Annotated in this window: 37 protein-coding genes; 1 reads left to right on the top strand and 36 read right to left on the bottom strand. The window is 53.6% G+C overall.

What is annotated here, in order from left to right:
• Window positions 1–63 precede the first annotated feature (63 nt).
• The 5 genes from ACUUL3_RS01835 to thiF are packed head-to-tail and all read right to left on the bottom strand — an operon-like array spanning window position 64 to window position 4,306.
• Window positions 64–1,353: an IMP cyclohydrolase gene (locus tag ACUUL3_RS01835; protein ID WP_448554023.1), complete on the bottom strand. Its 1,290-nt coding sequence runs from the start codon at window positions 1,351–1,353 to the stop codon at window positions 64–66.
• Between the two features lie 39 nt (window positions 1,354–1,392).
• Entirely contained in the window at window positions 1,393–2,514 is a 1,122-nt protein-coding gene (gene thiH, locus ACUUL3_RS01830; RefSeq protein WP_448554021.1) for a 2-iminoacetate synthase ThiH, read from the bottom strand.
• Between the two features lie 8 nt (window positions 2,515–2,522).
• Window positions 2,523–3,290 carry a thiazole synthase gene (locus ACUUL3_RS01825; protein WP_448554020.1) on the bottom strand — a complete coding sequence of 256 codons (768 nt, stop codon included), beginning with the start codon at window positions 3,288–3,290 and terminating at the stop codon, window positions 2,523–2,525.
• A 1-nt stretch (window position 3,291) separates the two neighbouring features.
• Window positions 3,292–3,492, bottom strand: coding sequence for a sulfur carrier protein ThiS (gene thiS / locus ACUUL3_RS01820; protein ID WP_448554018.1), 201 nt, complete (start codon window positions 3,490–3,492; stop codon window positions 3,292–3,294).
• 1 nt (window position 3,493) lies between these two features.
• Window positions 3,494–4,306, bottom strand: coding sequence for a sulfur carrier protein ThiS adenylyltransferase ThiF (gene thiF / locus ACUUL3_RS01815; RefSeq protein ID WP_448554016.1), 813 nt, complete (start codon window positions 4,304–4,306; stop codon window positions 3,494–3,496).
• Window positions 4,307–4,636: 330 nt separating this feature from the next.
• On the opposite strand from thiF, the gene ACUUL3_RS01810 reads away from it, so the two are divergent.
• Window positions 4,637–5,068, top strand: coding sequence for an amino acid-binding protein (locus ACUUL3_RS01810; RefSeq protein WP_448554014.1), 432 nt, complete (start codon window positions 4,637–4,639; stop codon window positions 5,066–5,068).
• 100 nt (window positions 5,069–5,168) lie between these two features.
• Here ACUUL3_RS01810 and rplQ read toward each other — a convergent pair whose 3' ends face one another.
• From rplQ to tuf, 31 genes are all read right to left on the bottom strand, one after another.
• Complete coding sequence (gene rplQ / locus ACUUL3_RS01805; RefSeq protein ID WP_448554013.1) at window positions 5,169–5,555, bottom strand: 50S ribosomal protein L17; 387 nt, start codon at window positions 5,553–5,555, stop codon at window positions 5,169–5,171.
• A gap of 24 nt (window positions 5,556–5,579) precedes the next feature.
• The gene (locus ACUUL3_RS01800) at window positions 5,580–6,614 is read right to left on the bottom strand and encodes a DNA-directed RNA polymerase subunit alpha (protein WP_448554011.1); all 1,035 of its coding nucleotides are present in this window, start codon (window positions 6,612–6,614) and stop codon (window positions 5,580–5,582) included.
• Window positions 6,615–6,642: 28 nt separating this feature from the next.
• Entirely contained in the window at window positions 6,643–7,272 is a 630-nt protein-coding gene (rpsD, locus tag ACUUL3_RS01795) for a 30S ribosomal protein S4 (RefSeq protein ID WP_448554009.1), read from the bottom strand.
• 59 nt (window positions 7,273–7,331) lie between these two features.
• Complete coding sequence (rpsK, locus tag ACUUL3_RS01790; protein WP_448554006.1) at window positions 7,332–7,724, bottom strand: 30S ribosomal protein S11; 393 nt, start codon at window positions 7,722–7,724, stop codon at window positions 7,332–7,334.
• Between the two features lie 28 nt (window positions 7,725–7,752).
• Window positions 7,753–8,121, bottom strand: coding sequence for a 30S ribosomal protein S13 (gene rpsM, locus ACUUL3_RS01785; protein WP_448554004.1), 369 nt, complete (start codon window positions 8,119–8,121; stop codon window positions 7,753–7,755).
• A 35-nt stretch (window positions 8,122–8,156) separates the two neighbouring features.
• Window positions 8,157–8,270, bottom strand: a complete 114-nt coding sequence (gene rpmJ / locus ACUUL3_RS01780) for a 50S ribosomal protein L36 (RefSeq protein ID WP_448554002.1) — start codon at window positions 8,268–8,270, stop codon at window positions 8,157–8,159.
• 33 nt (window positions 8,271–8,303) lie between these two features.
• The gene (gene infA, locus ACUUL3_RS01775) at window positions 8,304–8,528 is read right to left on the bottom strand and encodes a translation initiation factor IF-1 (RefSeq protein WP_448556417.1); all 225 of its coding nucleotides are present in this window, start codon (window positions 8,526–8,528) and stop codon (window positions 8,304–8,306) included.
• A gap of 142 nt (window positions 8,529–8,670) precedes the next feature.
• The gene (gene map / locus ACUUL3_RS01770; protein WP_448554000.1) at window positions 8,671–9,429 is read right to left on the bottom strand and encodes a type I methionyl aminopeptidase; all 759 of its coding nucleotides are present in this window, start codon (window positions 9,427–9,429) and stop codon (window positions 8,671–8,673) included.
• A gap of 12 nt (window positions 9,430–9,441) precedes the next feature.
• Window positions 9,442–10,755 (bottom strand): preprotein translocase subunit SecY, encoded by a 1,314-nt coding sequence (gene secY / locus ACUUL3_RS01765; protein WP_448553998.1) that lies wholly within the window; start codon window positions 10,753–10,755, stop codon window positions 9,442–9,444.
• 4 nt (window positions 10,756–10,759) lie between these two features.
• The gene (gene rplO / locus ACUUL3_RS01760; RefSeq protein ID WP_448556415.1) at window positions 10,760–11,197 is read right to left on the bottom strand and encodes a 50S ribosomal protein L15; all 438 of its coding nucleotides are present in this window, start codon (window positions 11,195–11,197) and stop codon (window positions 10,760–10,762) included.
• A 6-nt stretch (window positions 11,198–11,203) separates the two neighbouring features.
• Window positions 11,204–11,383, bottom strand: coding sequence for a 50S ribosomal protein L30 (gene rpmD, locus ACUUL3_RS01755; protein WP_448556414.1), 180 nt, complete (start codon window positions 11,381–11,383; stop codon window positions 11,204–11,206).
• 101 nt (window positions 11,384–11,484) lie between these two features.
• Window positions 11,485–11,994 carry a 30S ribosomal protein S5 gene (gene rpsE / locus ACUUL3_RS01750; protein ID WP_448553996.1) on the bottom strand — a complete coding sequence of 170 codons (510 nt, stop codon included), beginning with the start codon at window positions 11,992–11,994 and terminating at the stop codon, window positions 11,485–11,487.
• A 62-nt stretch (window positions 11,995–12,056) separates the two neighbouring features.
• Window positions 12,057–12,422 carry a 50S ribosomal protein L18 gene (gene rplR, locus ACUUL3_RS01745; protein ID WP_448553994.1) on the bottom strand — a complete coding sequence of 122 codons (366 nt, stop codon included), beginning with the start codon at window positions 12,420–12,422 and terminating at the stop codon, window positions 12,057–12,059.
• Between the two features lie 65 nt (window positions 12,423–12,487).
• On the bottom strand, window positions 12,488–13,030 hold the full coding sequence (rplF, locus tag ACUUL3_RS01740; RefSeq protein ID WP_448553992.1) for a 50S ribosomal protein L6: 543 nt from the start codon (window positions 13,028–13,030) through the stop codon (window positions 12,488–12,490).
• 48 nt (window positions 13,031–13,078) lie between these two features.
• Window positions 13,079–13,477: a 30S ribosomal protein S8 gene (rpsH, locus tag ACUUL3_RS01735; RefSeq protein ID WP_448553990.1), complete on the bottom strand. Its 399-nt coding sequence runs from the start codon at window positions 13,475–13,477 to the stop codon at window positions 13,079–13,081.
• Between the two features lie 68 nt (window positions 13,478–13,545).
• Complete coding sequence (locus ACUUL3_RS01730; protein WP_448553988.1) at window positions 13,546–13,731, bottom strand: type Z 30S ribosomal protein S14; 186 nt, start codon at window positions 13,729–13,731, stop codon at window positions 13,546–13,548.
• A gap of 20 nt (window positions 13,732–13,751) precedes the next feature.
• Window positions 13,752–14,291, bottom strand: coding sequence for a 50S ribosomal protein L5 (gene rplE / locus ACUUL3_RS01725; protein WP_448553987.1), 540 nt, complete (start codon window positions 14,289–14,291; stop codon window positions 13,752–13,754).
• 30 nt (window positions 14,292–14,321) lie between these two features.
• A complete protein-coding gene (rplX, locus tag ACUUL3_RS01720; RefSeq protein WP_448556412.1) occupies window positions 14,322–14,654 on the bottom strand; it encodes a 50S ribosomal protein L24 in 333 nt (110 codons plus the stop codon).
• An 81-nt stretch (window positions 14,655–14,735) separates the two neighbouring features.
• Complete coding sequence (gene rplN, locus ACUUL3_RS01715) at window positions 14,736–15,104, bottom strand: 50S ribosomal protein L14 (RefSeq protein ID WP_448556410.1); 369 nt, start codon at window positions 15,102–15,104, stop codon at window positions 14,736–14,738.
• Window positions 15,105–15,184: 80 nt separating this feature from the next.
• Window positions 15,185–15,448, bottom strand: a complete 264-nt coding sequence (gene rpsQ / locus ACUUL3_RS01710; RefSeq protein ID WP_448553985.1) for a 30S ribosomal protein S17 — start codon at window positions 15,446–15,448, stop codon at window positions 15,185–15,187.
• A gap of 74 nt (window positions 15,449–15,522) precedes the next feature.
• Complete coding sequence (gene rpmC, locus ACUUL3_RS01705) at window positions 15,523–15,714, bottom strand: 50S ribosomal protein L29 (protein ID WP_448553983.1); 192 nt, start codon at window positions 15,712–15,714, stop codon at window positions 15,523–15,525.
• On the bottom strand, window positions 15,711–16,127 hold the full coding sequence (gene rplP / locus ACUUL3_RS01700; RefSeq protein ID WP_448553982.1) for a 50S ribosomal protein L16: 417 nt from the start codon (window positions 16,125–16,127) through the stop codon (window positions 15,711–15,713). Before rplP ends, rpmC begins: the two co-directional genes overlap by 4 nt.
• Before the next feature lie 50 nt (window positions 16,128–16,177).
• On the bottom strand, window positions 16,178–16,825 hold the full coding sequence (gene rpsC / locus ACUUL3_RS01695) for a 30S ribosomal protein S3 (RefSeq protein ID WP_448553980.1): 648 nt from the start codon (window positions 16,823–16,825) through the stop codon (window positions 16,178–16,180).
• A gap of 68 nt (window positions 16,826–16,893) precedes the next feature.
• Entirely contained in the window at window positions 16,894–17,226 is a 333-nt protein-coding gene (rplV, locus tag ACUUL3_RS01690; protein ID WP_448553978.1) for a 50S ribosomal protein L22, read from the bottom strand.
• 51 nt (window positions 17,227–17,277) lie between these two features.
• Window positions 17,278–17,553 carry a 30S ribosomal protein S19 gene (gene rpsS / locus ACUUL3_RS01685; protein WP_448553976.1) on the bottom strand — a complete coding sequence of 92 codons (276 nt, stop codon included), beginning with the start codon at window positions 17,551–17,553 and terminating at the stop codon, window positions 17,278–17,280.
• Window positions 17,554–17,568: 15 nt separating this feature from the next.
• Window positions 17,569–18,390, bottom strand: coding sequence for a 50S ribosomal protein L2 (gene rplB / locus ACUUL3_RS01680; RefSeq protein ID WP_448553974.1), 822 nt, complete (start codon window positions 18,388–18,390; stop codon window positions 17,569–17,571).
• A gap of 69 nt (window positions 18,391–18,459) precedes the next feature.
• A complete protein-coding gene (locus tag ACUUL3_RS01675) occupies window positions 18,460–18,750 on the bottom strand; it encodes a 50S ribosomal protein L23 (protein WP_448553972.1) in 291 nt (96 codons plus the stop codon).
• Window positions 18,747–19,370, bottom strand: coding sequence for a 50S ribosomal protein L4 (gene rplD, locus ACUUL3_RS01670; protein WP_448553970.1), 624 nt, complete (start codon window positions 19,368–19,370; stop codon window positions 18,747–18,749). Before rplD ends, ACUUL3_RS01675 begins: the two co-directional genes overlap by 4 nt.
• A 42-nt stretch (window positions 19,371–19,412) precedes the next feature.
• Window positions 19,413–20,042: a 50S ribosomal protein L3 gene (gene rplC / locus ACUUL3_RS01665; RefSeq protein WP_448553969.1), complete on the bottom strand. Its 630-nt coding sequence runs from the start codon at window positions 20,040–20,042 to the stop codon at window positions 19,413–19,415.
• Between the two features lie 70 nt (window positions 20,043–20,112).
• On the bottom strand, window positions 20,113–20,421 hold the full coding sequence (gene rpsJ / locus ACUUL3_RS01660) for a 30S ribosomal protein S10 (RefSeq protein ID WP_448556409.1): 309 nt from the start codon (window positions 20,419–20,421) through the stop codon (window positions 20,113–20,115).
• A 15-nt stretch (window positions 20,422–20,436) separates the two neighbouring features.
• The gene (gene tuf / locus ACUUL3_RS01655; RefSeq protein ID WP_448553944.1) at window positions 20,437–21,627 is read right to left on the bottom strand and encodes an elongation factor Tu; all 1,191 of its coding nucleotides are present in this window, start codon (window positions 21,625–21,627) and stop codon (window positions 20,437–20,439) included.
• Between the last annotated feature and the right edge of the window lie 8 nt (window positions 21,628–21,635).

Raw genomic sequence — 21,635 nt, 5'->3', positions numbered from 1 at the left:
TGCATAAAAAAAGCCCGGCGGCCGCCGGGCTTGCTGAAAACCGCCAAAACCGCCCGCCGCTTTTTAATGCTTGAAGGAGCGCTGGCCGGTGAATTTCATCGCCACCTGCGGCCTGGCCTCGTTGCAGGCCTCGATGGTCTCGAAGTCACGCATGGAGCCGCCGGCCTGCAGGATGGCGGAAACCCCCTGCCTGATGCCGACATCGGCGCCGTCGCGGTATGGGAAAAAGGCGTCGGAGATCATGACCGAGCCTGGCAACCCCGCCTTGTCGGCCTTGGTCTGGGCGTCGATCTTCTCTTTGTCCGCCTGGTTCCGCTTGCCCTGCTCGATCTCAAGCACCATATCGGCATAGGGGATCCCGAAGGTATCGAAGCAGAGAATGTCGGCGTACTTGGTGTAGGCCTTGTACACGGCGATGTCGGCCACGCCGACCCGGTCCTGCTCGCCGGTGCCGATGCCCACCGTGCAGCCGTCCTTCACATAGATGACCGAGTTGGAAGTCACTCCGTGCTCCACGGCCCAGCCGAAGATCATATCGTCGAGTTCCCGCTGGGTCGGCTCGCGCTCCACCTTGTATTCCTGGCCTTTGGAGGTGCAGACCGCGGGCTTGAGATCAGCGGCGGAGCGGATGGAATTGACCGCCGACTGCTGGACAATGATGCCGCCGTCGATGAGGCTCTTGAAATCGACAAAACGGTACTTCTCGAACTCGGCCAGACGGTCGATGCGGTTGATCCGCACCACCCGCAGGTTCTTGCGCTGGGCCAGGATCGCGAGAGTGCCGTCCTCGAATTCCGGGGCGCAGACCACTTCCAGATAGTTCTTGCTCAACAGCTCGGCGGTCGCCTTGTCGCAGGCACGATTCAGGATAACGGCCCCGCCAAAGGCGGCAATACGGTCCGCCCGGTTGGCCCGGTCGTAGGCCTGGGCCAGGCTGTCGCCATGGGCGGCGCCGCAAGGATTGTTGTGCTTGAGGATGACCGCGGCCGGTTTCGCCATGAGATACTTGATGATGTTGAGACCGTTGTCGATGTCGGTCAGGTTGATCTTGCCGGGGTGCTTGCCCACCTGCAGCATGTCTTCGACATTGATTCCGCTCACCAGCCCCTTGCCCGGACCGATGAACTCGCAGCCGCCCAGGACCAGATTGCCGTTGACAAGCTCATAGAGCGCCGCTTCCTGGTCGGGATTTTCGCCGTAACGCACCCCCCGCTCGTCAACGGTGCCGTCCTCCTGGACGATCTTCCAGGTCTTTTTCTTATAGACCAGGGTCTGGTCGCCAAAGGTGATTTTCATCTCCATGGGAAAGTGGTCACCAAGAATGGTGGTGTACATTTTTTTCAGGTCTGCCATTGGGTTCACCCCTCCGTCCTTATGGTTGTCCGTATCTTTTCAGGCAGCCTCCTGCCTGACTCCCTTTGCTTGAAAAACCGCATCCCAATCCTTGCGGACCGGATCGAAGCCCTTTGCCTGGATGGCGGCGCTCACCTCGGCGAGGCTCCGGCTGTCCCCGACCTCGAACTGCTCGCCGCCCGCATCCGCCAGGCCGTATCCGCCCGGCGCAGTGCACGAGCCCGCCGAATACCGGGTCGGCCCAAGACCGATCATGCCATCCCGGTACCGGGCTTCCTCCCTGGTCGAGAGATAGAGCCCGACATCCGGGTCGAAGATCCGCAGGGCAAAGATCATCTGGCTGAGATTTCTTTCAGCCACCGGCTTGAGCGGTTTGAACTCCCCTTCCGCCGGCCGCATGCGCGGGAAGGAAACCGTAAGGCCGGTCCGCCAGAAATGCTTCCTCAACCAGGCAAGATGGAGGCCCAGGGCCAGCCCCTCCGCCCGCCAGTCCGCGAGGCCCAGCAGGGCGCCGATCCCGACCTCCCGCATGCCGGCGGCCGCGGCCCGGGCGGGAGTATCCAGGCGATGGTCGAAATCAGCCTTGCGCCCCGCCAGATGCACCTGTTTGTATACCTCCCGGTCATAGGTTTCCTGATAGACGGCCACGGAGGTGATCCCGGCCCGGAAAAGCCGCGCGTACTCCCCGGTCGCCAGGGGCTGCACCTCGATGGACAAGGCGGCAAAGCGATCCCGCAAACGCCGCGCGATCTCCTCCAGATAATCGACGCCGACCTTGGCCGGCGCCTCTCCGGAAACAAGAAGCAGATGTTGAAAGCCCCGCTGGTGGAGAATCATGGCCTCGGCCTCGGCCTCGGCGAAGGTCAGGACCCGTCTGTCAATGGTGTTGTCCGCCGAGAAACCGCAGTAGGCGCAACGGTTGGCGCAGTAGCTGGAGAGATAGACGGGCGCGTACATCTGGATGGTCCGGCCGAAACGCTGCTCGGTGAGGAAGGCGGCCCGGGCGGCCATGGCGGGGAGATGGGGTTCCGCCAGGGGCGAAAGAAGGGCGGCAAGGCCCTGGATGCCGATCCGGTCCCCCCGCAGAGCGGAAAGGACATCCTCTTCCCTGACCCTGGCAATCGCAGTCCGCAACGCTGTGAATTCAGGCACGGTAAACATCGTCATCCTCAACGCAGGAAGCCAAGCCCCTCTTCCGGGGAAGAGGCGGCCGCATCCCTGCGCACCGTGCCAAGTCCTGCCTCATAGGCAGTACGCCCCGCCTCGACGGCCATGGCAAAGGCCCTGGCCATGCGGATCGGGTCGCCGGCCACGGCAATGGCCGTATTGACCAGGACGGCATCCGCCCCCATCTCCATGGCTTCCGCCGCATGGGAGGGCGCGCCCAGCCCCGCGTCAACCACCACCGGCACCCGGGCCTGCTCGATGATGATGGCGATCTGAAACCTGGTCAATATCCCCTGGTTGGTGCCGATGGGAGAGCCGAGCGGCATCACCGCGGCCGCCCCGGCATCCTGCAGGCGCAGCGCCAGGATCGGATCGGCATTGATATAGGGCAGCACCTTGAAGCCTTCCCGGACCAGAATCTCGGTGGCTTTGAGGGTTTCCACCGGATCGGGCAGCAGGGTCCTGGGGTCGGGGGTCACTTCGAGCTTCAGCCATTCGCCGCCGCCCGAGGCCTGGGCCAGATGGGCAAGCCGGATGGCCTCCTGGGCATCGCGCGCCCCGGAGGTGTTCGGCAGGAAGAGGTACCGCTCGCGGTCCAGGACCCGCATGATATCGTCGGCCGGATTGCCGAGATCCACCCGACGCAGGGCCACGGTCACCATCTCGCAGCCGGAGGCGGCAAGAGCCTCCCTCATGACCTCGGGAGAAGCGAATTTTCCGGTGCCGCCAAAGAGCCTGGAACGAAATTTTCTGCCAGCAATGGTCAACATCTCAACCTCCTCCCACAAACCTTATCAACTCAACCACCGAACCATCCCGCAGTTCATGGGCATCATATTCATCCCGCCTGAGAATCCTGCCGTCGCATTCGGCCACCACCGTTTCAACCTCAAGGCCGAGCTGCCTGATAAAATCGGCCAGCCGTGTGCCGGCGGCAATTTCCCGGGCACTACCATTGCAGAAAATCTTCATCCTATTTTTCCTCTGCCTCCTCCACGCCCAGAAGAAGCCGTACCACCTGATTGGCCTGCTGATGCGCGGCTATCCCCACCCGTGCCGCCATGAGCCCCTGCCCGGGGGCGGCGGCCGACTCCCCATCGCCGACCATATAAATGCCGGGATAAAGACGGCGGGTCTTGAGCAAATTGTTTTCGGCATAGCCGGCAACCCCGGAGGAGCAAACATAAAAAACCCCGGGCAGATGCCGCAACGCGGCCCGCAGGGAGGCGGCCTTCATGGCGGGGTCATCGAAGCACTCCACCAAGGCATGCACCCCGGAAAACTCTTTGGCTATGTCTTCCTCATCCAGCCGTCTGTCGATGCCGACGACCGCCACGTAGGGGTTCACCCTCGCCAGGGTCTCCCGCAAAGCCGCGACCTTCTTTTGCCCGATCTGCTCAAGAAAATAGTGCTGCCGGTTGAGATTGGTCGGTTCAACCACATCATAATCGGCGATCAGCAGGGTCCCAACCCCCATCCGGGTGAGGGCCACGGCCACCTGGGAACCGAGTCCGCCCAGGCCCAGGATGCCGACAATACTCTCCTGCAAGCGAACCTGAACCCCGGGAGTATGCCGGGCATGGAGCAATTGCCGCATCTCGGCCGCGGAAGGAACCCGCCCGCGGCTCCAGATCCAGCAGTGATCACCGTCCGCCACTCTTGTCTCCGGCGACACCGGGTACCCATTCACGATGAAGATGTCGGCCCGAGGATCAGCGGCGGCGGCAAGAGCCGCCAGGGTCATGCCTTCCTGATAGGGATGGGGCCTTTCATTGAGCCAAATCATGATGGCCTCGTAAAAACATCCGAAATCAAGGTGCCTTCGGGGAGAACCCCTGCACCTAGCCGCACCGACCGCGACCTGTGCTCAGCGCCGACACCTGGCATGGCGACGATGCCGGCAAAGCAGAGGTGGACTGTCCGGAGGTTTTTTTACCGCAAAAGCAATCATTCTACCCGACCCCGGGAAAGGGTGGTATATTTTTTTCGTTCAAACGCCAGGCAGCGCCACCCTTTTTTGCACTTGAACCCGGCAGAAATACGTGGTAAATAGCCGGCCTTACAAACGAAGGGGTAAACCCAGGAATGACCCTGCCAACCCCTCAAAGGAATATCCATGCATGTACAACAGCTGATCGCCTCTCTCCCCTCTGATGCCGAGGCCATGGCGGAAATTGCCGACCTGCTGGCCCAGCATTGCATCAATATCCGGGCTCTTTCCCTCACGGAATGCGACGGGCGGTGCGTCCTGCGCCTCATCGTCAACGATGCCGGCAAGGCCAGGCAGCTTTTCGAACAGCGCGGCTTTCCCGTCATGGAGCAGGAAGTCCTGGTGATCGAGGTTCCCGACAAGCCAGGAGGCTTGGCCAGCGTTCTTCAGGCGGTAAAATCGATCAGACTCAAACTCGAGTTCCTCGATGCCTTCACCAGAAGAAGCGGACAAAGCGGCCTGATCATTCTCCGCTTCCAGGATCTCGATGCAGCGGCCCGGGCGCTTGCCGGCGCAGGCATTAAATGTCTCTCCGGCGAGCAGCTCTACGCCAGCTGAGCCGCCCTCTCCCCGGGCTTGTGTCCCTCTCCGCGAAACAAAAAAAAAGCTGGTTTGAACGTGAGTTCAAACCAGCTTATGCGCATCAAGAATAGGGGTATTAATTCGCTTCTTTCTCGCCCTTGTCTTCACTATAATTGACAAGCTCAAGAATGGCCATATCAGCGGCATCGCCAATCCGGTTTCCAGTCCTGATGATCCGGGTATAGCCGCCTGCCCGCTCGGTATACTCATCTTTCAAAACATCGAAAAGCTTGGCCACGACTTTCTTGTCCTGCATGTAGGACAAGGCCTGCCGGCGGGCATGCAAGTCGCCACGCTTGGCAAGAGTGATCATGTGATCCGCTACCTTGCGCACTTCCTTTGCCTTGGGGACGGTGGTGATAATCCTCTCATGCGCGATGAGAGAGGTAACCATATTCCGCATCATTGCCTGACGATTGGAAGTTGTCCTGCCAAGCCTTTTTCCTGCCTTTTTATGTCTCATAGTAAAATCCTCTTCCCGGATGTATCACTGCTCTTCAGACACCTTGTCTGTTTGAGCAGGAAGCTCCCAACCATCTAACTTCATACCAAGCGAAAGACCCATTTCGGACAACAACTGCTTGATCTCGTTAAGAGACTTGCGGCCGAAATTCTTGGTCTTGAGCATTTCCGCCTCGGTCTTCTGCACCAGTTCCCCGATATAGCGGATATCTGCATTGCGGAGACAGTTGGCGGAACGAACAGAAAGCTCAAGATCCTCTACGCTGCGGTAAAGGTTTTCGTTGACCGGAGTCCGCTGTTCATCGCGTTCATCCAACACCTCCGGCTCAACGGTTTCTTCATCAAAATTAATAAAGACCTGCAGCTGCTCCTTCAAAATCTTTGCGGAATAGGCCAGAGCATCCTCGGGTCTGACACTGCCGTCCGTGGTGATTTCCAGGGTCAGCTTGTCATAGTCGGTCTGTTGGCCGACACGGGCCTGACTGACTATGCATTTGACGTTGACGATGGGGGTGAAGATGGCATCAATGGGAATAACACCAATGATCTGTTCCTCAGCCTTGTTTTTCTCGGCCGGGACATAGCCCTTTCCCCATTTCACTTCCAACTCAGCCTTGAAGACGCCTTCACCGGTCATGGTGCAAATCTCTTTTTCAGGATTCATCACCTCAACCTTGCCACCGGAAATAATATCGCCGGCGGTGATGGTACCCAGTTCATTTTTTTCAATTCTGACGATCTGGGTGCCAGGGGTGTTCAGTTTCAGGCGCACCTCTTTGAGATTGAGAATGATCTGGGTGACATCCTCTTTGACCCCGGGAATGGTGGACAACTCGTGGAGAGCGCCATCAATCTTTACGGAGGTAATAGCCGCGCCCTGAATTGAAGAGAGAAGTATCCGCCGCAGGGAATTGCCAATGGTGGTTGCAAATCCACGTTCCAAAGGCTGACAGACAAATTTGCCAAAATTCTGGGTATGGCTATCCTGGTCTACTTCCAATTTTTCAGGAACAATAAGTTCGTGCCAATTTCTGTAAAACGGATCAGACTCGATTGTCATGGTTTCCTTATGCTCCCTGGTTGGCTGATTATTTGGAGTAAAGCTCTACAATCAACTGTTCCTGAATCGGCATGGTGATCTCCTGCCGGTCGGGCAATGCTTTCACAGTTCCTTTGTAGTTGTCTTTATCAAGCTCCAACCAGCTTGGCACACCCCGGCGCACAACGGCATCAAGGCTATCGTTGATGACTTCCACCTTGCGGCTCTTTTCCTTCAGGGTGATCACATCGTTAACAGAGACAAGGAATGAGGGGATATTGACCTTCCTGCCATTGACCTGAATATGGTTGTGACGAACCAACTGCCTTGCCTGATTGCGAGAATTGGCAAAGCCAAGACGAAAAATCACATTGTCCAGCCTGCATTCAAGAAGCTGCAACAGATTCTCACCGGTAACGCCCTTGGTGCGCTCGGCAATCCCGAAAAATTTGCGGAATTGCCCCTCAAGCATGCCATAGATACGACGTACTTTTTGTTTTTCACGCAACTGAATCGCATAGTCGGAAACCTTCCGCATGCGTGCCTGACCATGTTGCCCCGGGGCAAAAGAACGTCTTTCAAACGCACATTTATCGGAATAGCATCTGTCGCCTTTCAAAAAAAGCTTCAGTTTTTCGCGCCGGCATTGCCTACATTCTGCGCCTCTATATCTGGCCAATTTGGACCTCCACTAAATCACTTTCTTTGTTATCAAACTGCTGTGGCCCGTATTCCCAATTACACTCTTCTTCTCTTGGGAGGCTTGCAACCATTGTGCGGAACAGGGGTCACATCACGAATCAGACTCACGTCAAAGCCAGCCACCTGCAAAGCACGGATAGCGGATTCACGTCCGGGGCCAGGGCCATTCACACGTACTTCAACCTTCCTCATCCCGTGCTCCTGAGCTTTTTTGGCCGCTGCATCAACGGTATTCTGGGCGGCAAAGGGGGTGCTCTTGCGAGAGCCCTTGAACCCCAGACATCCTGCGCTTGACCAGGAGATCACATTTCCCTGCCGGTCGGCAAAGGTGACGATGGTGTTATTGAAAGTTGAATGAATAAAACAGATACCCTCGGGTACGTTTTTCTTTTCCTTACGTTTCGGACGACTTGCTTTCGGGCTGGCCATTGTTACTCCTACCAGATTAATGAGTTAATTATTTCTTTGACTTGATTGCTGCCCGCCTGGGACCTTTTCTGGTCCTGGCATTGGTCTTGGTGCGCTGTCCGCGACAGGGAAGTCCCTTTCTGTGACGCACGCCACGATAACAGCCCAAATCCATCAGGCGCTTGACATCCATGGCCACTTCACGCCTACGATCGCCCTCAACAACAAACTGCTCGTCCATGATCTTTCTGATATTGGTTACATCATTCTCAGTCAAATCATCGCTGTTTGTTGTATGCGCCAGGCCAACCTGATCGAGGATCTTGCGTGCAGAAGCCCTGCCAATGCCATGGATATATGTCAAAGCAATAACCATGTGCTTATTTCTTGGTAAATCAACACCAGCTAAACGTGCCAAGGTTTGCCTCCCTTGCTAATCAAAAGAAATAAAAATTATCCCTGCCGCTGTTTGTGTTTTTTGATTTTGCAATCAACCCGCAAAACGCCTTTCCGTTTGAAAACACGGCAGTCACTACAAATCTTTTTCACAGAAGTTCTAACTTTCATCACATAACCCTTTTTGCTGTGATTGGTGACACCTTACTTTTTCTTTGCCCTGAATGTCACCCTCCCCCGCGTCAAATCATAGGGAGAAAGTTCCACCGTCACACGATCCCCGGGAAGTATCTTGATGAAATGCATCCGCATCTTCCCGGAAATATGGGCTAAAATCTTATGGCCATTGTCAAGCTCGACGCGAAACATCGCGTTTGGGAGCGGTTCAATTATTGTTCCTTCGACCTGTATCGCTTCTTCTTTCGACATAACCTCGTCTTTTTTAGCTATTTTCAAGGCATTACTGTTCCCCGGGAACACTACAAATCCTGGGCTACCAGAAAGCAGAAGATTTTACCCCAAAAAATTTTTTTTGCCCTATTTTTTTTTCACAGAGCCCAAAAAAATATATTTATAACTCACTCAATATGATCGGCTCCCCATCGGTTACCGCAATCGAATGTTCAAAATGGGCTGAAGGGTGCCGATCCCGGGTCACCACGGTCCAGCCGTCTCGTAACACGTCCACAGCATGTGTTCCCATGTTCACCATGGGCTCAATGGCAAGAACCATCCCAGGCATCAGCTTGGGAGTCCTTTCCGGCCTGCTGTAGTTAGGTATCTCGGGCGCCTCGTGCAGTTGACTGCCAATCCCATGCCCGACAAACTGACGAACCACGGAAAATCCGTGTTTTTCCACATGCTCCTGCACGGCGGCGGAAATATCGTTAATTCTGTTCCCGGCAAGCGCCTGCGCTATGCCCTTGTAAAGGGATTCCCGGGTAACTTCGAGCAACTCTTTCCTTTTGGGCTCAACCTGGCCAACAGGAATGCTCACGGCGGAATCGCCGTAATAGCCTTTGTACTTCACGCCAAAGTCGATGCTGACGATATCCCCGTCCCGCACAACAACTTTTTTGGATGGAATCCCGTGCACAACCTGTTCGTTGATGGAAACACAGAGACTTCCGGGAAAGCCGCGATACCCTTTAAAGGCCGGCTCAGCACCACATTGGCGGCAATACTTCTCCGCCAGATTGTCCAAATACAGGGTGGTGCAACCTGCTTCAATCTTTTCGGCGAGCAACCGCAACGTCCTGGCAACAATCTGATTGGCCTCCCGCAAGATTTCTATCTCTTCAGGAGACTTGAGGATAATCGCCATGCTCATCGTCAAAAAAAGCTAACGACGCCCCTTGAAGCCACCAGCAGACTTCATGAACCCGTCATAATTGCGCATGACCGTATGGGACTCGATCTGGGCGATGGTATCGATGGCAACTCCAACAACAATAAGGAGCGCGGTTCCCCCGAAATAGAAAGGAACATGCAGCTTATTGATCAAGACCGTGGGCAGAACGCAAATTGTGCTCACATAGACGGCACCGATAACCGTCAGTCGCACCATGATCTTGTCGATAAATTCCGCGGTCTTTTTGCCAGGTCGGATTCCGGGAACAAACCCGCCATGTTTTTTCAGGTTTTCGGCAATATCGACAGGGTTAAAGGTAACCGCCGTATAAAAAAAGCAGAAGAACACGATGAACCCGATAAAAAGCAGGGTGTGGGGCAGACTGCCCCAGCTGAGCGCGCCGCTCACCCGCTGCACCCAGTCAATCTGAATAAATTGCCCGATCGTCGCGGGAAACATCATGATGGACGAAGCGAAGATCGGCGGAATAACACCGGACATATTTATCTTCAGGGGCAGGTGCGACTGCTGGCCTCCATACATTTTCCGGCCCACCATGCGCTTGGCATACTGGATGGGAATCCGCCGCTGGGCGGTCTCAAAGAAGATAACCAGGGCGATCACCGCCCCCATCATCAAGAGCAGAATCGGCAGCATGATATAAGCGATCTCGCCGGCGCTGGCCATTTTAAAGGTATTGATAATGGCGGCGGGCATTCTTGCGACGATGCCCGCAAAGATGATCAGTGATATCCCATTGCCGATGCCGCGCTCTGTCATCTGCTCCCCGAGCCACATGATAAACGCGGTGCCCGAGGTCAAAGTGATGATGGTCATCAGGCGAAAATTCCAGCCTGCGGCGATGACGACGGTTTCACCGGATCCGGGGGCGGTCATCCCCTCAAGGCCGATGCTGATGAACAGCCCTTGAATCAGGCTCAGAACGACCGTGGCATAGCGGGTGTATTGCGTAATCTTGCGCCGACCGGCCTCGCCCTCTTTGGAAAGCGCTTCGAGTTGGGGAATGACAACCGTCAACAACTGGAAGATGATCGAGGCACTGATGTAGGGCATGATTCCCAGGGCAAAGATGGAGAAATTCTCCAGGGCGCCACCGGAAAACATGTTGAACATGTCAAACAGGGTTCCGGCGCCCTTCTGGAAGAACTGGCTCAGCGCCTCACCGTTGATGCCGGGGGTGGGAATCTGAACACCGGCACGGTAAACGGCAAGCATGGTTAGGGTAAAAAATATACGCCGCCTTAACTCCGGTATGTTTGCAGCATTCTGTACCCCGGCACGCATCTAATTATTCCTCGATCTTGCCGCCGGCGGCTTCGATCTTCTGGCGGGCAGCGCCGCTCACCTTGTCCACGGCAACGGTAAGGGCATTCTTCAGTTCACCATCGCCAAGTATTTTCACAAGGGCATCGTGCTTTGAAACAAGACCCGCTGCCACCAACGCCTGTTTGTCAATCTTTGCACCGGACTCGAAACGCTCGAGGTCCTGGATGTTGACAATGGCATACTGCTTTTTGAAGATGTTGTTGAAACCGCGCTTGGGAAGACGACGCTGCAAGGGCATCTGACCACCCTCAAAGCCGATCTTGATTCCTCCGCCGGAACGGGCTTTATGGCCTTTGTGACCGCGCGTTGCTGTCTTTCCATGCCCGGAACCGGGGCCACGGCCTACTCTTTTCCTTGCCTTCCTGGAACCTGGTTGAGGCGACAAATTGCTTAAAGTCAACATAGCTTATTCCTCCACCACGACCAAGTGTTGCACTTTATTGATCATCCCACGAATCTGCGGGGTATCCTGCCGTACTACCGTTTTATTGGTCTTTGTCAGCCCCAAGCCGATCAAGGTTGCACGGACCTTCTGCGTGCTCCCGATCATGCTTTTCTTCAGGGTCACTTTGAGCTGATTTGCCATATCTTTACCCATTCACTCTTTATTGATTGCATGCTGTTGCCAGCACAGTTTACAAACCTGTTGGTCTCCGCAGATCAAAACGCCATGCAGAAGACAATGAATCAGGCAGAAATCTCTTCGACGGTTTTCCCGCGAACAGCAGCGATCTGTTGCGGGCTGCGCAGCCTTCTCAGGCCATCCATCGTTGCTTTCACCAGATTATGCGGATTATGGGAGCCGATACACTTGGTGAGAATATTGTGAACCCCGGCAGCCTCGAGTACGGCACGGACGGCGCCGCCGGCAATGACACCGGTACCCTCGACTGCGGGCTTCAGCATCACCAGTCCTGCGCCGAACTTGCCGAAAACCTCATGGGGGATACTCATGGTGGTGATGGAAACACGCTTCATGTCCTTACGGGCCTGTTCGATCCCCTTGCGGATTGCTTCGGGAACCTGATTGGCTTTACCAAGTCCGCAGCCGACCTTCCCCTTTCCGTCACCGACAACAACAATGGCGCTGAAACTGAACCGGCGACCGCCCTTTACAACCTTGGCAGTCCTATTGATATGGACGATCTTTTCAATAAACTGGTCGTCGCCACTTGTATTTTTGCTAAACTCAGACAAGGTTCACCCCCAAATCTCTTTGGAATTTTTCACAGGGATCAGAACGTTTCCCGTTCAATCTATTAGAAATCAAGTCCGCCTTCGCGGGCGCCTTCGGACAAAGCTTTCACACGGCCATGATAAATATAACCGCCCCTATCGAATACAACCTTTTCGATGCCCTTGTTTTTGGCAAGTTCGGCTATCTTCAGGCCGATCTGACGGGCCTTCTCCGTCTTGCCCTGCACATCTACATCGCGCATGACCTTATCAAGGGTGGAAAGCGCCGCCAGGGTGGTGCCGGCAACATCGTCGATAATCTGACAATAGATGTGCTTTGCGCTCTTGAAAACACGCATGCGAGGCCTCTCGGGTGTGCCAACGATCTTTTTCCTGATCCGTTTAACGCGTTTCTCACGAGAGTTTTCTTTTGAATTCGTCTTACCCATTGTTTTGCCTTATAGTAATTATCATTCAAATCGTTGAGGAGAAACCACTCCCCGGCGCCATGCTTTTACTTCTTGCCTGCCGCCTTGCCGGCCTTACGGGCAATATATTCGTCCGCATAGCGAATTCCCTTGCCTTTATATGGCTCAGGAGGACGAACGGAACGAATCTTGGCTGCGGTTTCACCCAACAACTCTTTATCAATACTCGTCAGGGTTATATTGTTTGCCTTGTCAACCTCAGCGGAAACACCGGTCGGGAGATTGAACTCAACAGGATTCGAGTAACCGACACTCAGGTTGAGTACCGCCCCCTTCACCTCTGCACGATAGCCCACACCCTCAATGGCAAGTTTCTTTTGGAAACCTTTGTCAACGCCAATGATCATGTTGTTCACCAGGGTTCTCGTCAAGCCGGAAAAGGCTCTGGTCCGGGTGCTGTTGTCCTTGCGGACGACAACGTAACTGCCGTCCTTTTCTTCCAAAGCAACTTCGGGGCGGATGTTCCGCTCCAGTGAACCCTTGGGTCCGGTCACCTTGACAAAGGTCCCCTTTATATCAAGCTTGATCCCTTTAGGGACAGGGATAGATTGATTGCCAATCCTGGACATGGCTATTCTCCACTCGTTACAAGATACTCAATAATTAGCGAAACTGATTTACCAGACTTCGCACAGAAGCTCGCCGCCGATTTTCATGGCACGAGCGTCACGGTCCGAAACTATGCCCTTGGATGTCGATATGATGGAGATCCCAAGACCACTCATAACCTTCGGAATCTGATCATGCTTCACATAAATCCGACGGCCAGGCTTGCTGACACGTTTCAGGTCCGTGATGATGGTCGCATTGTTCTGGTCGTATTTCATCTCAATACGCAAAACACCCTGCGTGCCATCATTGACAACCTCATAGTCAGCAATGTAGCCTTCCTTTTTAAGGATCTCCGCAACACCAGTCTTCACTTTCGAAAGTGGCATTTCGACACTTTCGAACTTGACCATGGCAGCATTTCTTATCCTGGTCAACATATCAGCCAGGGGGTCAGTCATGGACATAGTCCTACTCCCATTAATGATTTCTAAACAATCCGGTATCGTTCATACCGTGAAAACTATTTCCACTGCTACCAGCTGGACTTGGTAACACCGGTAATTTCGCCACGATTCGCCAAGGATCGGAAGCAGATACGGCATACACCAAATTTCCGCAAATAGGCATGAGGCCTACCGCACAACCCGCAGCGATTATACCCGCGCACTTCGAATTTGGGTTTCCGCTTGCTCTTTGCAATCAAAGACTTTTTAGCCAACTCTTCCTCCTATCCCTTTACTATTTCCTAAAGGGCATACCCATTGCTTTTAAAAGAAACCGACCTTCCTCATCAGTCCTGGCGGTCGTTGTAATCGCAATATTGAGACCTTTGATTTTATCAATCTTATCGTAGTCGATCTCGGGGAAAATAATATGCTCCTTGATACCCATGGCATAGTTCCCACGACCGTCAAAGGCCTTCAGCGACACACCGCGAAAATCACGGACGCGCGGGAGAGCAATGTGGATGAGCTTCGCAAGAAAATCATACATCCGATCCCCGCGGAGAGTGACGCAGCATCCGATGGGCACCCCTTCACGCAGCTTGAAGCCGGCAATGGATTTTTTCGCCTTGGTAACGACGGCCTTTTGCCCAGCAATCAGGGTCATCTCCTGCACCGCGCTGTCAATAATCTTGGGATTCTGTACAGCCTCGCCCAAGCCCATGTTCAGAACGATCTTGGTGATCTTCGGCACCTGCATGATATTCTGGTAGCCGAATTCCTTCATAAGCTGCGGGACACAGTCATTCAGATAAGTTTCTTTTACCCCAGCCATTCTTGCCTCCAAAAAAAAAATCGGTTCCGTTTAGGATTTCGCTTCAACAGATTCGTTGCACTTCTTGCAGGTGCGAATCTTGGAACCGTCTTCGTGTATTTTTTTGCCTACCCGCGCAGTTTTGGAACACTTGGGGCAGATGAGCATCAAGTTGGAAACATGGATCGGCGCTTCCTTTTCTATGATGCCACCCTGCTGGTTCATCTGGTTGGGCTTCATGTGCCGTTTGATCATGTTGATCTTTTCGACAATGGCGGTGCCATCATTCGCGTTTACCTTGATGACCTTCCCGACACGACCTTTGTCCTTGCCGGTAATCACCTCAACCTGATCATTTATTTTCAAATGTGTTTTCGCTCGCATCCTTATCCGCCTCTCAACCGAACCCGGTTTATCAGAACCGGCCACCCCTTGCACGCATCATCCAATCAACACCAATGTTGACTAGAGAACCTCCGGCGCAAGAGAAATAATTTTCATATATCCTTTCGGCCGTAATTCTCTGGCGACAGGACCAAAAATACGTGTTCCGATAGGCTCGCCCGAATTGCTCAACAACACGGCCGAATTGTCGTCGAACCGAACGCTGGTGTTGTCCATGCGCCTGACCTCTTTGACCGTGCGGACAACCACAGCCCTGAGAACATCGCCTTTTTTCACCTTCGCGTTCGGAATCGCCTCTTTCACAGTGACAACAATGACGTCGCCAACGCCTGCATAACGCCGACGGGTGCCACCCAACACACGTATACAAAGGACCTTTTTGGCACCTGAATTGTCAGCCACATTCAGTACGGTTTCTGTTTGTATCATCTCTTCACCAACCGCCGAAAACTTTAATCGCAACCAGGCATAGGCCGTACATTGCGAAATTATCGTAAACCGTAAATCGCTTATACGGCCTTCTCTATAATTTCCATTATCCGCCATCTTTTGTTCTTGCTCAGAGGGCGGCACTCTTCAATGAGAACCCTGTCGCCAACGCTGCAGCTGTTCTCAGGATCATGAGCCATATACTTCACATGCTCACGCATATACTTTCCATAGAGCTTATGGGGGACAAGGCGCTCGGTCTGGACTATGGCACTTTTATCCATTTTGGTGCTGACCACGTATCCAACCCTTGTCTTCTTGTTGCCTTTCTTTTCTTCAACCATGAAATTATCCTACCAAGTGGCTTGTTCAGTTGTTGCCGACAATATCGATCTCGTTACGATGCTTAAGCAGCTATTCACTGAGCCTCTCGCTCAGCAAGAGCTGTCTTCATCCGAGCGATCTCCTTGCGAAGCTGCCGCAGCTTGGCGGTGTTCTCCAGGGGCCGGATGCCATGCTGGAATTTCAGCTTGAAATGCTCTTCTGACATATCCTTAATCTTGGCGGCAAGTTCAGCCTGCCCCAAATCACGCATATCTTTCATTTTCATAACGTAGTCCCCACGTAAATCACTTTAGTCGGGAAGGGAAGCTTGTTGGCTGCCAACGCAAGGGCCTCCATGGCCAATGCCTCGTCAACACCGGAAAGCTCATAAAGGATGCGGCCAGGACGAATCTGAGCCACCCAGAACTCAGGATTGCCCTTACCTTTACCCATACGAGTCTCAGCGGGCTTCTTGGTAATGGGCTTGTCAGGGAAGACACGAATCCACAGCTGCCCGGTACGCTTGATCTTTCTGTTGATCGCGATACGGGCGGCTTCGATCTGCTGCGCCGTCATCTTTCCGCAACCAACGGCCTTGAGAGCATATTCGCCGAAGGCGAACGAAGAACCACGATCAGCTACGCCGGTCAAGCGGCCCTTGAATACCTTCCTGTGTTTTACCTTCTTTGGACTTAACATCGGTTTACCCTATATATGAATCGCTTAGAAAAGCATTCTACGGTGGAAAGTTACTCAGCTACCTGATCGGCTTCACTCAGCACTTCACCCTTGAATATCCAAACCTTAACACCGATAATGCCATAGGTTGTTTTCGCCTCGGCAGTGCCGTAATCGACATCGGCCCGCAATGTGTGCAGAGGCACGCGTCCCTCGCGATGCCATTCCTGGCGTGCGATCTCAGCGCCGCCCAGGCGACCGGAACAGGCGATCTTAACACCTTTGGCTCCGAACTTCAAGGCCATATTCACCGACTTTTTGATGGCACGCCGGAAGGCTACGCGCCTTTCCAATTGCAGAGCTATATTTTCGGCAACCAGTTGCGCATCGGCCTCAGGGCGCCGCACTTCCTGGATGTCCAGGATGCATTCCTTTCCGGTCAGTTTATCGATTTCAGCCTTTAAGGACTCGATCTCGGATCCCTTTTTGCCGATCACGATGCCAGGGCGGGCGGTATGCAGCTTTACCCGGATCTTATCACCGGTTCTTGCAATCTGAATTTTGGCGACGCCGGCATGATAGAGACGCTTTTTGAGAAACTTCTTAAGGGTCTGATCCTCAAGCAAATTTTTGGCATAGTCCCTATCAGCGTACCAGATAGAGTCCCAGGTACGGATAATATTGAGTCGTAAACCTATCGGATTAACTTTCTGGCCCAAAACCTTCCTCCATGATCAAAAATATACCGAGCCCGCGTAATTAGGTGGCTCTTAAAGTTGTAGCCTAATTATTGTTCGTCCAAAACAACGGTGATATGGCTTGTTCTTTTCAGGATTCTAGTTGCCCGGCCCTGGGCGCGTGGGCTGATCCTCTTCAACATCGGGCCGCCGTTGATGAAAATACTCTTCACATAGAGGGTATCAACGTCGATGGCGTCATTCTGGCTGGCGTTGGCAACCGCTGATTCGATGACCTTCTTGAGAAGGCGCGCACCCTTCTTCGGCAAAAACCGCAAGGTATTGATGGCATACCCCACACTCTTCCCACGCACCAGATCTGCGACCAGCCTCGCCTTCTGTGGCGAAATCCTTATATATCGTGCAAGCGCTCTTGCTTCCATCGGACTAACTCCTTTCTTTACCTAATGACCGTATAAGGTAGGCAGCTTTTTTTATTTCTTTTTCTTCTTGTCAGCTGCGTGACCATAGTAGGTCCTGGTCGGAGAGAACTCTCCGAACTTATGTCCTACCATATTTTCAGTCACGAAAACCGGAATAAACTTCTTACCGTTATGCACCGCGAAGGTAAGGCCCACCATTTCCGGGATAATATCTGAACGACGTGACCAGGTCTGGATAACCTTTCTCGAACCCTCTTCCTTGGCCTTCATGACCTTCTGCAACAAATGGTCATCTACAAATGGACCTTTTTTTACTGAACGCGCCACTTGTATACCCCCTAATTATGATCTTTTCTTAACGATATATTTATCGGACGACTTCTTGCCACGAGTCTTGAAACCCTTGCTGGGCGTACCCCAGGGCGAGCAAGGATGGCGGCCACCCGAGCTTTTGCCCTCACCACCGCCCATGGGATGGTCATGCGGGTTCATCGCAACGCCGCGAACCTGAGGACGATTGCCCTTCCAGCGATTGCGGCCAGCCTTGCCAAGCTTCTGGCTCTCATGCTCATTGTTGCCCACCTGACCGATACAGGCGCGACATTTGCGATGAAACTTTCGAACCTCGCCGGAGGGAAGTTTCACCAGAACATAATCGCCTTCCTTGGCCATCAGCTGGGCAGATACCCCGGCGCTGCGGACAAGCTGCGCGCCCTTGCCGATCTTCATCTCAACATTGTGGATGATGCTGCCAAGGGGCATGTTACCCATGGGCAGACAGTTCCCCGGCTTGATGTCGACGGCTTCACCGGCAACAATCACATCACCGACACTGATCCCGAGAGGCGAAAGAATGTAACGCTTCTCGCCATCAACATAATTCAAGAGAGCGATGTTGGCGGATCGATTCGGATCATATTCAATGGCAGCGACTTTGGCTGGGATGTCTACCTTTTCACGCTTGAAATCGACAATACGGTATTTGCGCTTATGGCCACCGCCAATGTGTCTGGAGGTAACGCGACCATAGTTGTTGCGGCCACCAGTCTTTTTGAGCGGCTGAACCAACGACTTCTGCGGCTTATCCTTAGACAACTCGGGATTAACTACTGTTACTAGTTCTCTTCTTCCCGGTGATGTAGGTTTATAGGTCTTTAATGCCATTTCAAACCCCGATAGTATTTAAAATTACGTATACCTTGCTAACTACAGTTACTTGACGTCGAGTACGCGTTAAATCTGCTCGAGAAAATCAATCTTGTTCCCTTCTTCCAGGGTAACGATTGCCTTCTTCCAGTCAGACTGTTGTCCAAAATGACGGCCAACCCGTTTGATCTTGCCGTGCATGTTCGCCGTGCGCACCTTGACAACCTTAACGTTGAACAACTTCTCAACTGCTTCCTTTATCTCGATCTTATTGGCACGGGAGTCAACTTTCATGACAACCTGATTGTTGACTTCCTGCAGACCAAGACCCTTTTCTGTCAGGCAAGGTTTTTTAATGACAGTGTACACATCTTTCATGACAACAACCTCTCTTCCAGCTGGCCGATACAGGGCTGCAGTAAGACTATATGCTTGTGATACAGGATGTCATAGACATTAAGGCCTGCGGTTGGAACGACCTTGAAACCTTTCACGTTACGAGAAGATCGTTCCAGGCGGTCATCGCGCTCAGGAATGACGATCAACGCATTGTCAATCTTCAAGTTGCTCATCACACCAAGGAATTTTTTGGTCTTGATCTCATCGAGATTGAAATTGTCAAGAACCAGCATCAACTTATCGCTGTAGCGGGAGCTGAGCGCCATGCGAAGACCAAGCTTGCGGACCTTCTTGGGCAACTTGAAGGAATAATCGCGGGGCTTGGGACCAAAAACAACGCCGCCTCCACGCCAAAGAGGAGAAGTGTTGCTGCCGGAACGGGCGCGACCGGTACCCTTCTGGCGCCACGGTTTTTTGCCGCCACCGCGCACTTCGGTTCTCGTCTTGGTACAGGCGGTACCGGCACGACGTGCGGCACGCTGCATTCTCACTATCTCGTGTATGATATGGGGATTTACCGCAACGGCAAAGAGCTCGTCCTTCAGCTCGATATCACCCACTTTCACATTTTCAACATTGTATATTTCAGCAACTGCCATTTCCGGCACCCCCAAAATAAATCTTAAGGTAACTAAGACTCTTTATTTTGTGTAAATTTGCAGCAAACCCTGCTTAGCGCCAGGAACGCCACCTTTGACGACAAGCACATTCTGCTCTGGACGGATATCCATGATGGTCACGCTCTTCTTCGTAACCTGGGCCGCCCCCATATGGCCGGGAAGCCTCTTCCCCTTGATTACCCGGCTCGGCCAGGCACTGCAACCGATGGAACCAGGGGCACGATGGAACATGGAGCCATGGGTCATGCGCCCGCCCTTGAAGCCATAGCGCTTGACAACGCCCTGAAAGCCGCGCCCCTTCGTGGTGCCGGTAATATCGATAATGTCACCGACCTTGAAGATGTCGGAGATAAGTATTTCCTGGCCGACTTGATACTGCTCAGGGTCGCTGACCCGGAACTCCTTAACATGGTAAAACCCTCCCTTGCCGGAGGCCTTGGCATGTCCTTTGGAGGGCTTGTTCAAACGGGACTCTTTCTTGGAGTCAAAGCCGACCTGAATCGCATTATAGCCTTCCTTGGCAACGGTTTTCTTCTGCAGAACCACGCATGGCCCACTTTCAATCACCGTTACCGCGATGGCTGCGCCCTCTTCGGAATAGATTCGGGTCATGCCGATCTTCTTTCCCAGTAATCCTATTTTTTTAGGCATTGTTCCTACCTGCTATTTCTTCTCTTGCATCCAACTGTACCGGGGCGGTACAACCGTTGTCTCTTTAACCTTAGAGCTTGATCTCTACATCAACACCAGCGGAAAGCTCAAGCTTCATCAACGCATCAATGGTCTGCTGGGTCGGCTCAAGAATATCCAGAAGCCTTCTGTGGGTGCGCATCTCGAACTGTTCACGTGATTTTTTGTCCACATGCGGCGAGCGCAACACACAAAACTTATTAATGGAAGTCGGCAGAGGAATCGGGCCAGCTACAGTTGCACCAGTACGTTTTGCCGTATCCACGATCTCGGAAGTGGACTGATCGATGAGCTTGTGATCATACCCCTTCAGTCTGATGCGAATTTTCTGTGTCTGAATCATGCTCTTACACCCTTATTCAATGATCTTGTTGATAACGCCGGCGCCCACCGTACGGCCGCCTTCGCGGATCGCGAAACGAAGCCCCTCCGCCATGGCGATCGGGGTGATCAGCTGCGCCTCGATGGTCACGTTGTCGCCGGGCATTACCATCTCCACACCTTCCTGCAGATTCACCACTCCGGTCACGTCGGTGGTCCGGAAGTAAAACTGCGGCCGGTAGCCGTTGAAGAACGGGGTGTGACGACCACCCTCCTCCTTGGAAAGGATGTACGCTTCCGCCATGAACTTCACATGCGGCGTGATGGAACCCGGCTTAGCAAGAACCTGCCCGCGCTCGATCTCCTCACGCTTGGTGCCACGCAGCAGCACGCCTACGTTGTCGCCGGCAAGGCCTTCATCCAGAAGCTTGCGGAACATCTCCACACCGGTGACCGTGGTCTTGGCGGTCTCCCGGATGCCGACGATTTCGATTTCCTCGCCAACCTTGATCTTGCCGCGCTCGATTCGGCCGGTGGCAACCGTGCCGCGACCGGAGATGGAGAACACGTCCTCGACAGGCATCAAAAACGGCTTGTCGATATCGCGCTCAGGCTCGGGAATGAAGTTGTCACAGGCCTCCATCAGGTCCCAGATGCACTTGGCCGCGGCCTCATCCTCGGGATTCTCAAGGGCCTTCAGGGCGCTGCCCTGGATGATCGGGGTATCGTCCCCCGGGAAATTGTACTTGCTCAGAAGCTCGCGAAGCTCCATGTCAACAAGCTCGATCAGCTCGGGATCGTCAACCATGTCGCACTTGTTCATGAAAACCACGATGGCCGGCACGCCCACCTGACGGGCAAGCAGGATGTGCTCACGGGTCTGGGGCATCGGCCCGTCGGTGGCCGCAACCACCAGAATGGCGCCGTCCATCTGCGCCGCGCCGGTGATCATGTTCTTGATGTAGTCGGCGTGGCCCGGGCAGTCAACGTGCGCATAGTGACGCTTGTTGGATTCGTACTCAACATGGGCGGTGGCAATGGTGATACCGCGCTCTTTCTCTTCCGGAGCCTTGTCGATCTCGTCAAATGCGGTCGCATTCGCGAAACCCTTGGTCGCCAGTACACGGGTAATGGCAGATGTCAACGTGGTCTTGCCATGGTCGATGTGACCAATCGTTCCAATATTAACGTGCGGTTTCTTGCGCTCAAATTTCTCTTTTGCCATGTCCTTTC

The sequence above is a fragment of the Thiovibrio sp. JS02 genome, assembly GCF_053485635.1.
This window is presented reverse-complemented; position numbering and strand designations above follow the sequence as displayed.

Bases quoted from the DNA above. Each gene is read 5' to 3' on its own strand.
- rplF (WP_448553992.1), bottom strand. From the start codon at position 13,030: ATGTCCAGGATTGGCAATCAATCTATCCCTGTCCCTAAAGGGATCAAG.
- ACUUL3_RS01800 (WP_448554011.1), bottom strand. From the start codon at position 6,614: ATGACAATCGAGTCTGATCCGTTTTACAGAAATTGGCACGAACTTATT.
- ACUUL3_RS01835 (WP_448554023.1), bottom strand. From the start codon at position 1,353: ATGGCAGACCTGAAAAAAATGTACACCACCATTCTTGGTGACCACTTT.
- rplB (WP_448553974.1), bottom strand. From the start codon at position 18,390: ATGGCATTAAAGACCTATAAACCTACATCACCGGGAAGAAGAGAACTA.
- secY (WP_448553998.1), bottom strand. From the start codon at position 10,755: ATGCGTGCCGGGGTACAGAATGCTGCAAACATACCGGAGTTAAGGCGG.
- rpmJ (WP_448554002.1), bottom strand. From the start codon at position 8,270: ATGAAAGTTAGAACTTCTGTGAAAAAGATTTGTAGTGACTGCCGTGTT.
- rplX (WP_448556412.1), bottom strand. From the start codon at position 14,654: ATGCGAGCGAAAACACATTTGAAAATAAATGATCAGGTTGAGGTGATT.
- rplC (WP_448553969.1), bottom strand. From the start codon at position 20,042: ATGCCTAAAAAAATAGGATTACTGGGAAAGAAGATCGGCATGACCCGA.
- rpmC (WP_448553983.1), bottom strand. From the start codon at position 15,714: ATGAAAATGAAAGATATGCGTGATTTGGGGCAGGCTGAACTTGCCGCC.
- rplR (WP_448553994.1), bottom strand. From the start codon at position 12,422: ATGGGTAAGACGAATTCAAAAGAAAACTCTCGTGAGAAACGCGTTAAA.
- tuf (WP_448553944.1), bottom strand. From the start codon at position 21,627: ATGGCAAAAGAGAAATTTGAGCGCAAGAAACCGCACGTTAATATTGGA.
- infA (WP_448556417.1), bottom strand. From the start codon at position 8,528: ATGTCGAAAGAAGAAGCGATACAGGTCGAAGGAACAATAATTGAACCG.
- ACUUL3_RS01810 (WP_448554014.1), top strand. From the start codon at position 4,637: ATGCATGTACAACAGCTGATCGCCTCTCTCCCCTCTGATGCCGAGGCC.
- rplQ (WP_448554013.1), bottom strand. From the start codon at position 5,555: ATGAGACATAAAAAGGCAGGAAAAAGGCTTGGCAGGACAACTTCCAAT.
- rplP (WP_448553982.1), bottom strand. From the start codon at position 16,127: ATGTTAAGTCCAAAGAAGGTAAAACACAGGAAGGTATTCAAGGGCCGC.
- rplE (WP_448553987.1), bottom strand. From the start codon at position 14,291: ATGGCTGGGGTAAAAGAAACTTATCTGAATGACTGTGTCCCGCAGCTT.
- rplN (WP_448556410.1), bottom strand. From the start codon at position 15,104: ATGATACAAACAGAAACCGTACTGAATGTGGCTGACAATTCAGGTGCC.
- thiS (WP_448554018.1), bottom strand. From the start codon at position 3,492: ATGAAGATTTTCTGCAATGGTAGTGCCCGGGAAATTGCCGCCGGCACA.
- ACUUL3_RS01825 (WP_448554020.1), bottom strand. From the start codon at position 3,290: ATGTTGACCATTGCTGGCAGAAAATTTCGTTCCAGGCTCTTTGGCGGC.
- rplD (WP_448553970.1), bottom strand. From the start codon at position 19,370: ATGGCAGTTGCTGAAATATACAATGTTGAAAATGTGAAAGTGGGTGAT.
- map (WP_448554000.1), bottom strand. From the start codon at position 9,429: ATGAGCATGGCGATTATCCTCAAGTCTCCTGAAGAGATAGAAATCTTG.
- ACUUL3_RS01675 (WP_448553972.1), bottom strand. From the start codon at position 18,750: ATGAAAGATGTGTACACTGTCATTAAAAAACCTTGCCTGACAGAAAAG.
- rpsQ (WP_448553985.1), bottom strand. From the start codon at position 15,448: ATGGTTGAAGAAAAGAAAGGCAACAAGAAGACAAGGGTTGGATACGTG.
- thiF (WP_448554016.1), bottom strand. From the start codon at position 4,306: ATGATTTGGCTCAATGAAAGGCCCCATCCCTATCAGGAAGGCATGACC.
- rpsH (WP_448553990.1), bottom strand. From the start codon at position 13,477: ATGTCCATGACTGACCCCCTGGCTGATATGTTGACCAGGATAAGAAAT.
- thiH (WP_448554021.1), bottom strand. From the start codon at position 2,514: ATGTTTACCGTGCCTGAATTCACAGCGTTGCGGACTGCGATTGCCAGG.
- rplV (WP_448553978.1), bottom strand. From the start codon at position 17,226: ATGGAAGCAAGAGCGCTTGCACGATATATAAGGATTTCGCCACAGAAG.
- rpsK (WP_448554006.1), bottom strand. From the start codon at position 7,724: ATGGCCAGCCCGAAAGCAAGTCGTCCGAAACGTAAGGAAAAGAAAAAC.
- rpmD (WP_448556414.1), bottom strand. From the start codon at position 11,383: ATGGCAAATCAGCTCAAAGTGACCCTGAAGAAAAGCATGATCGGGAGC.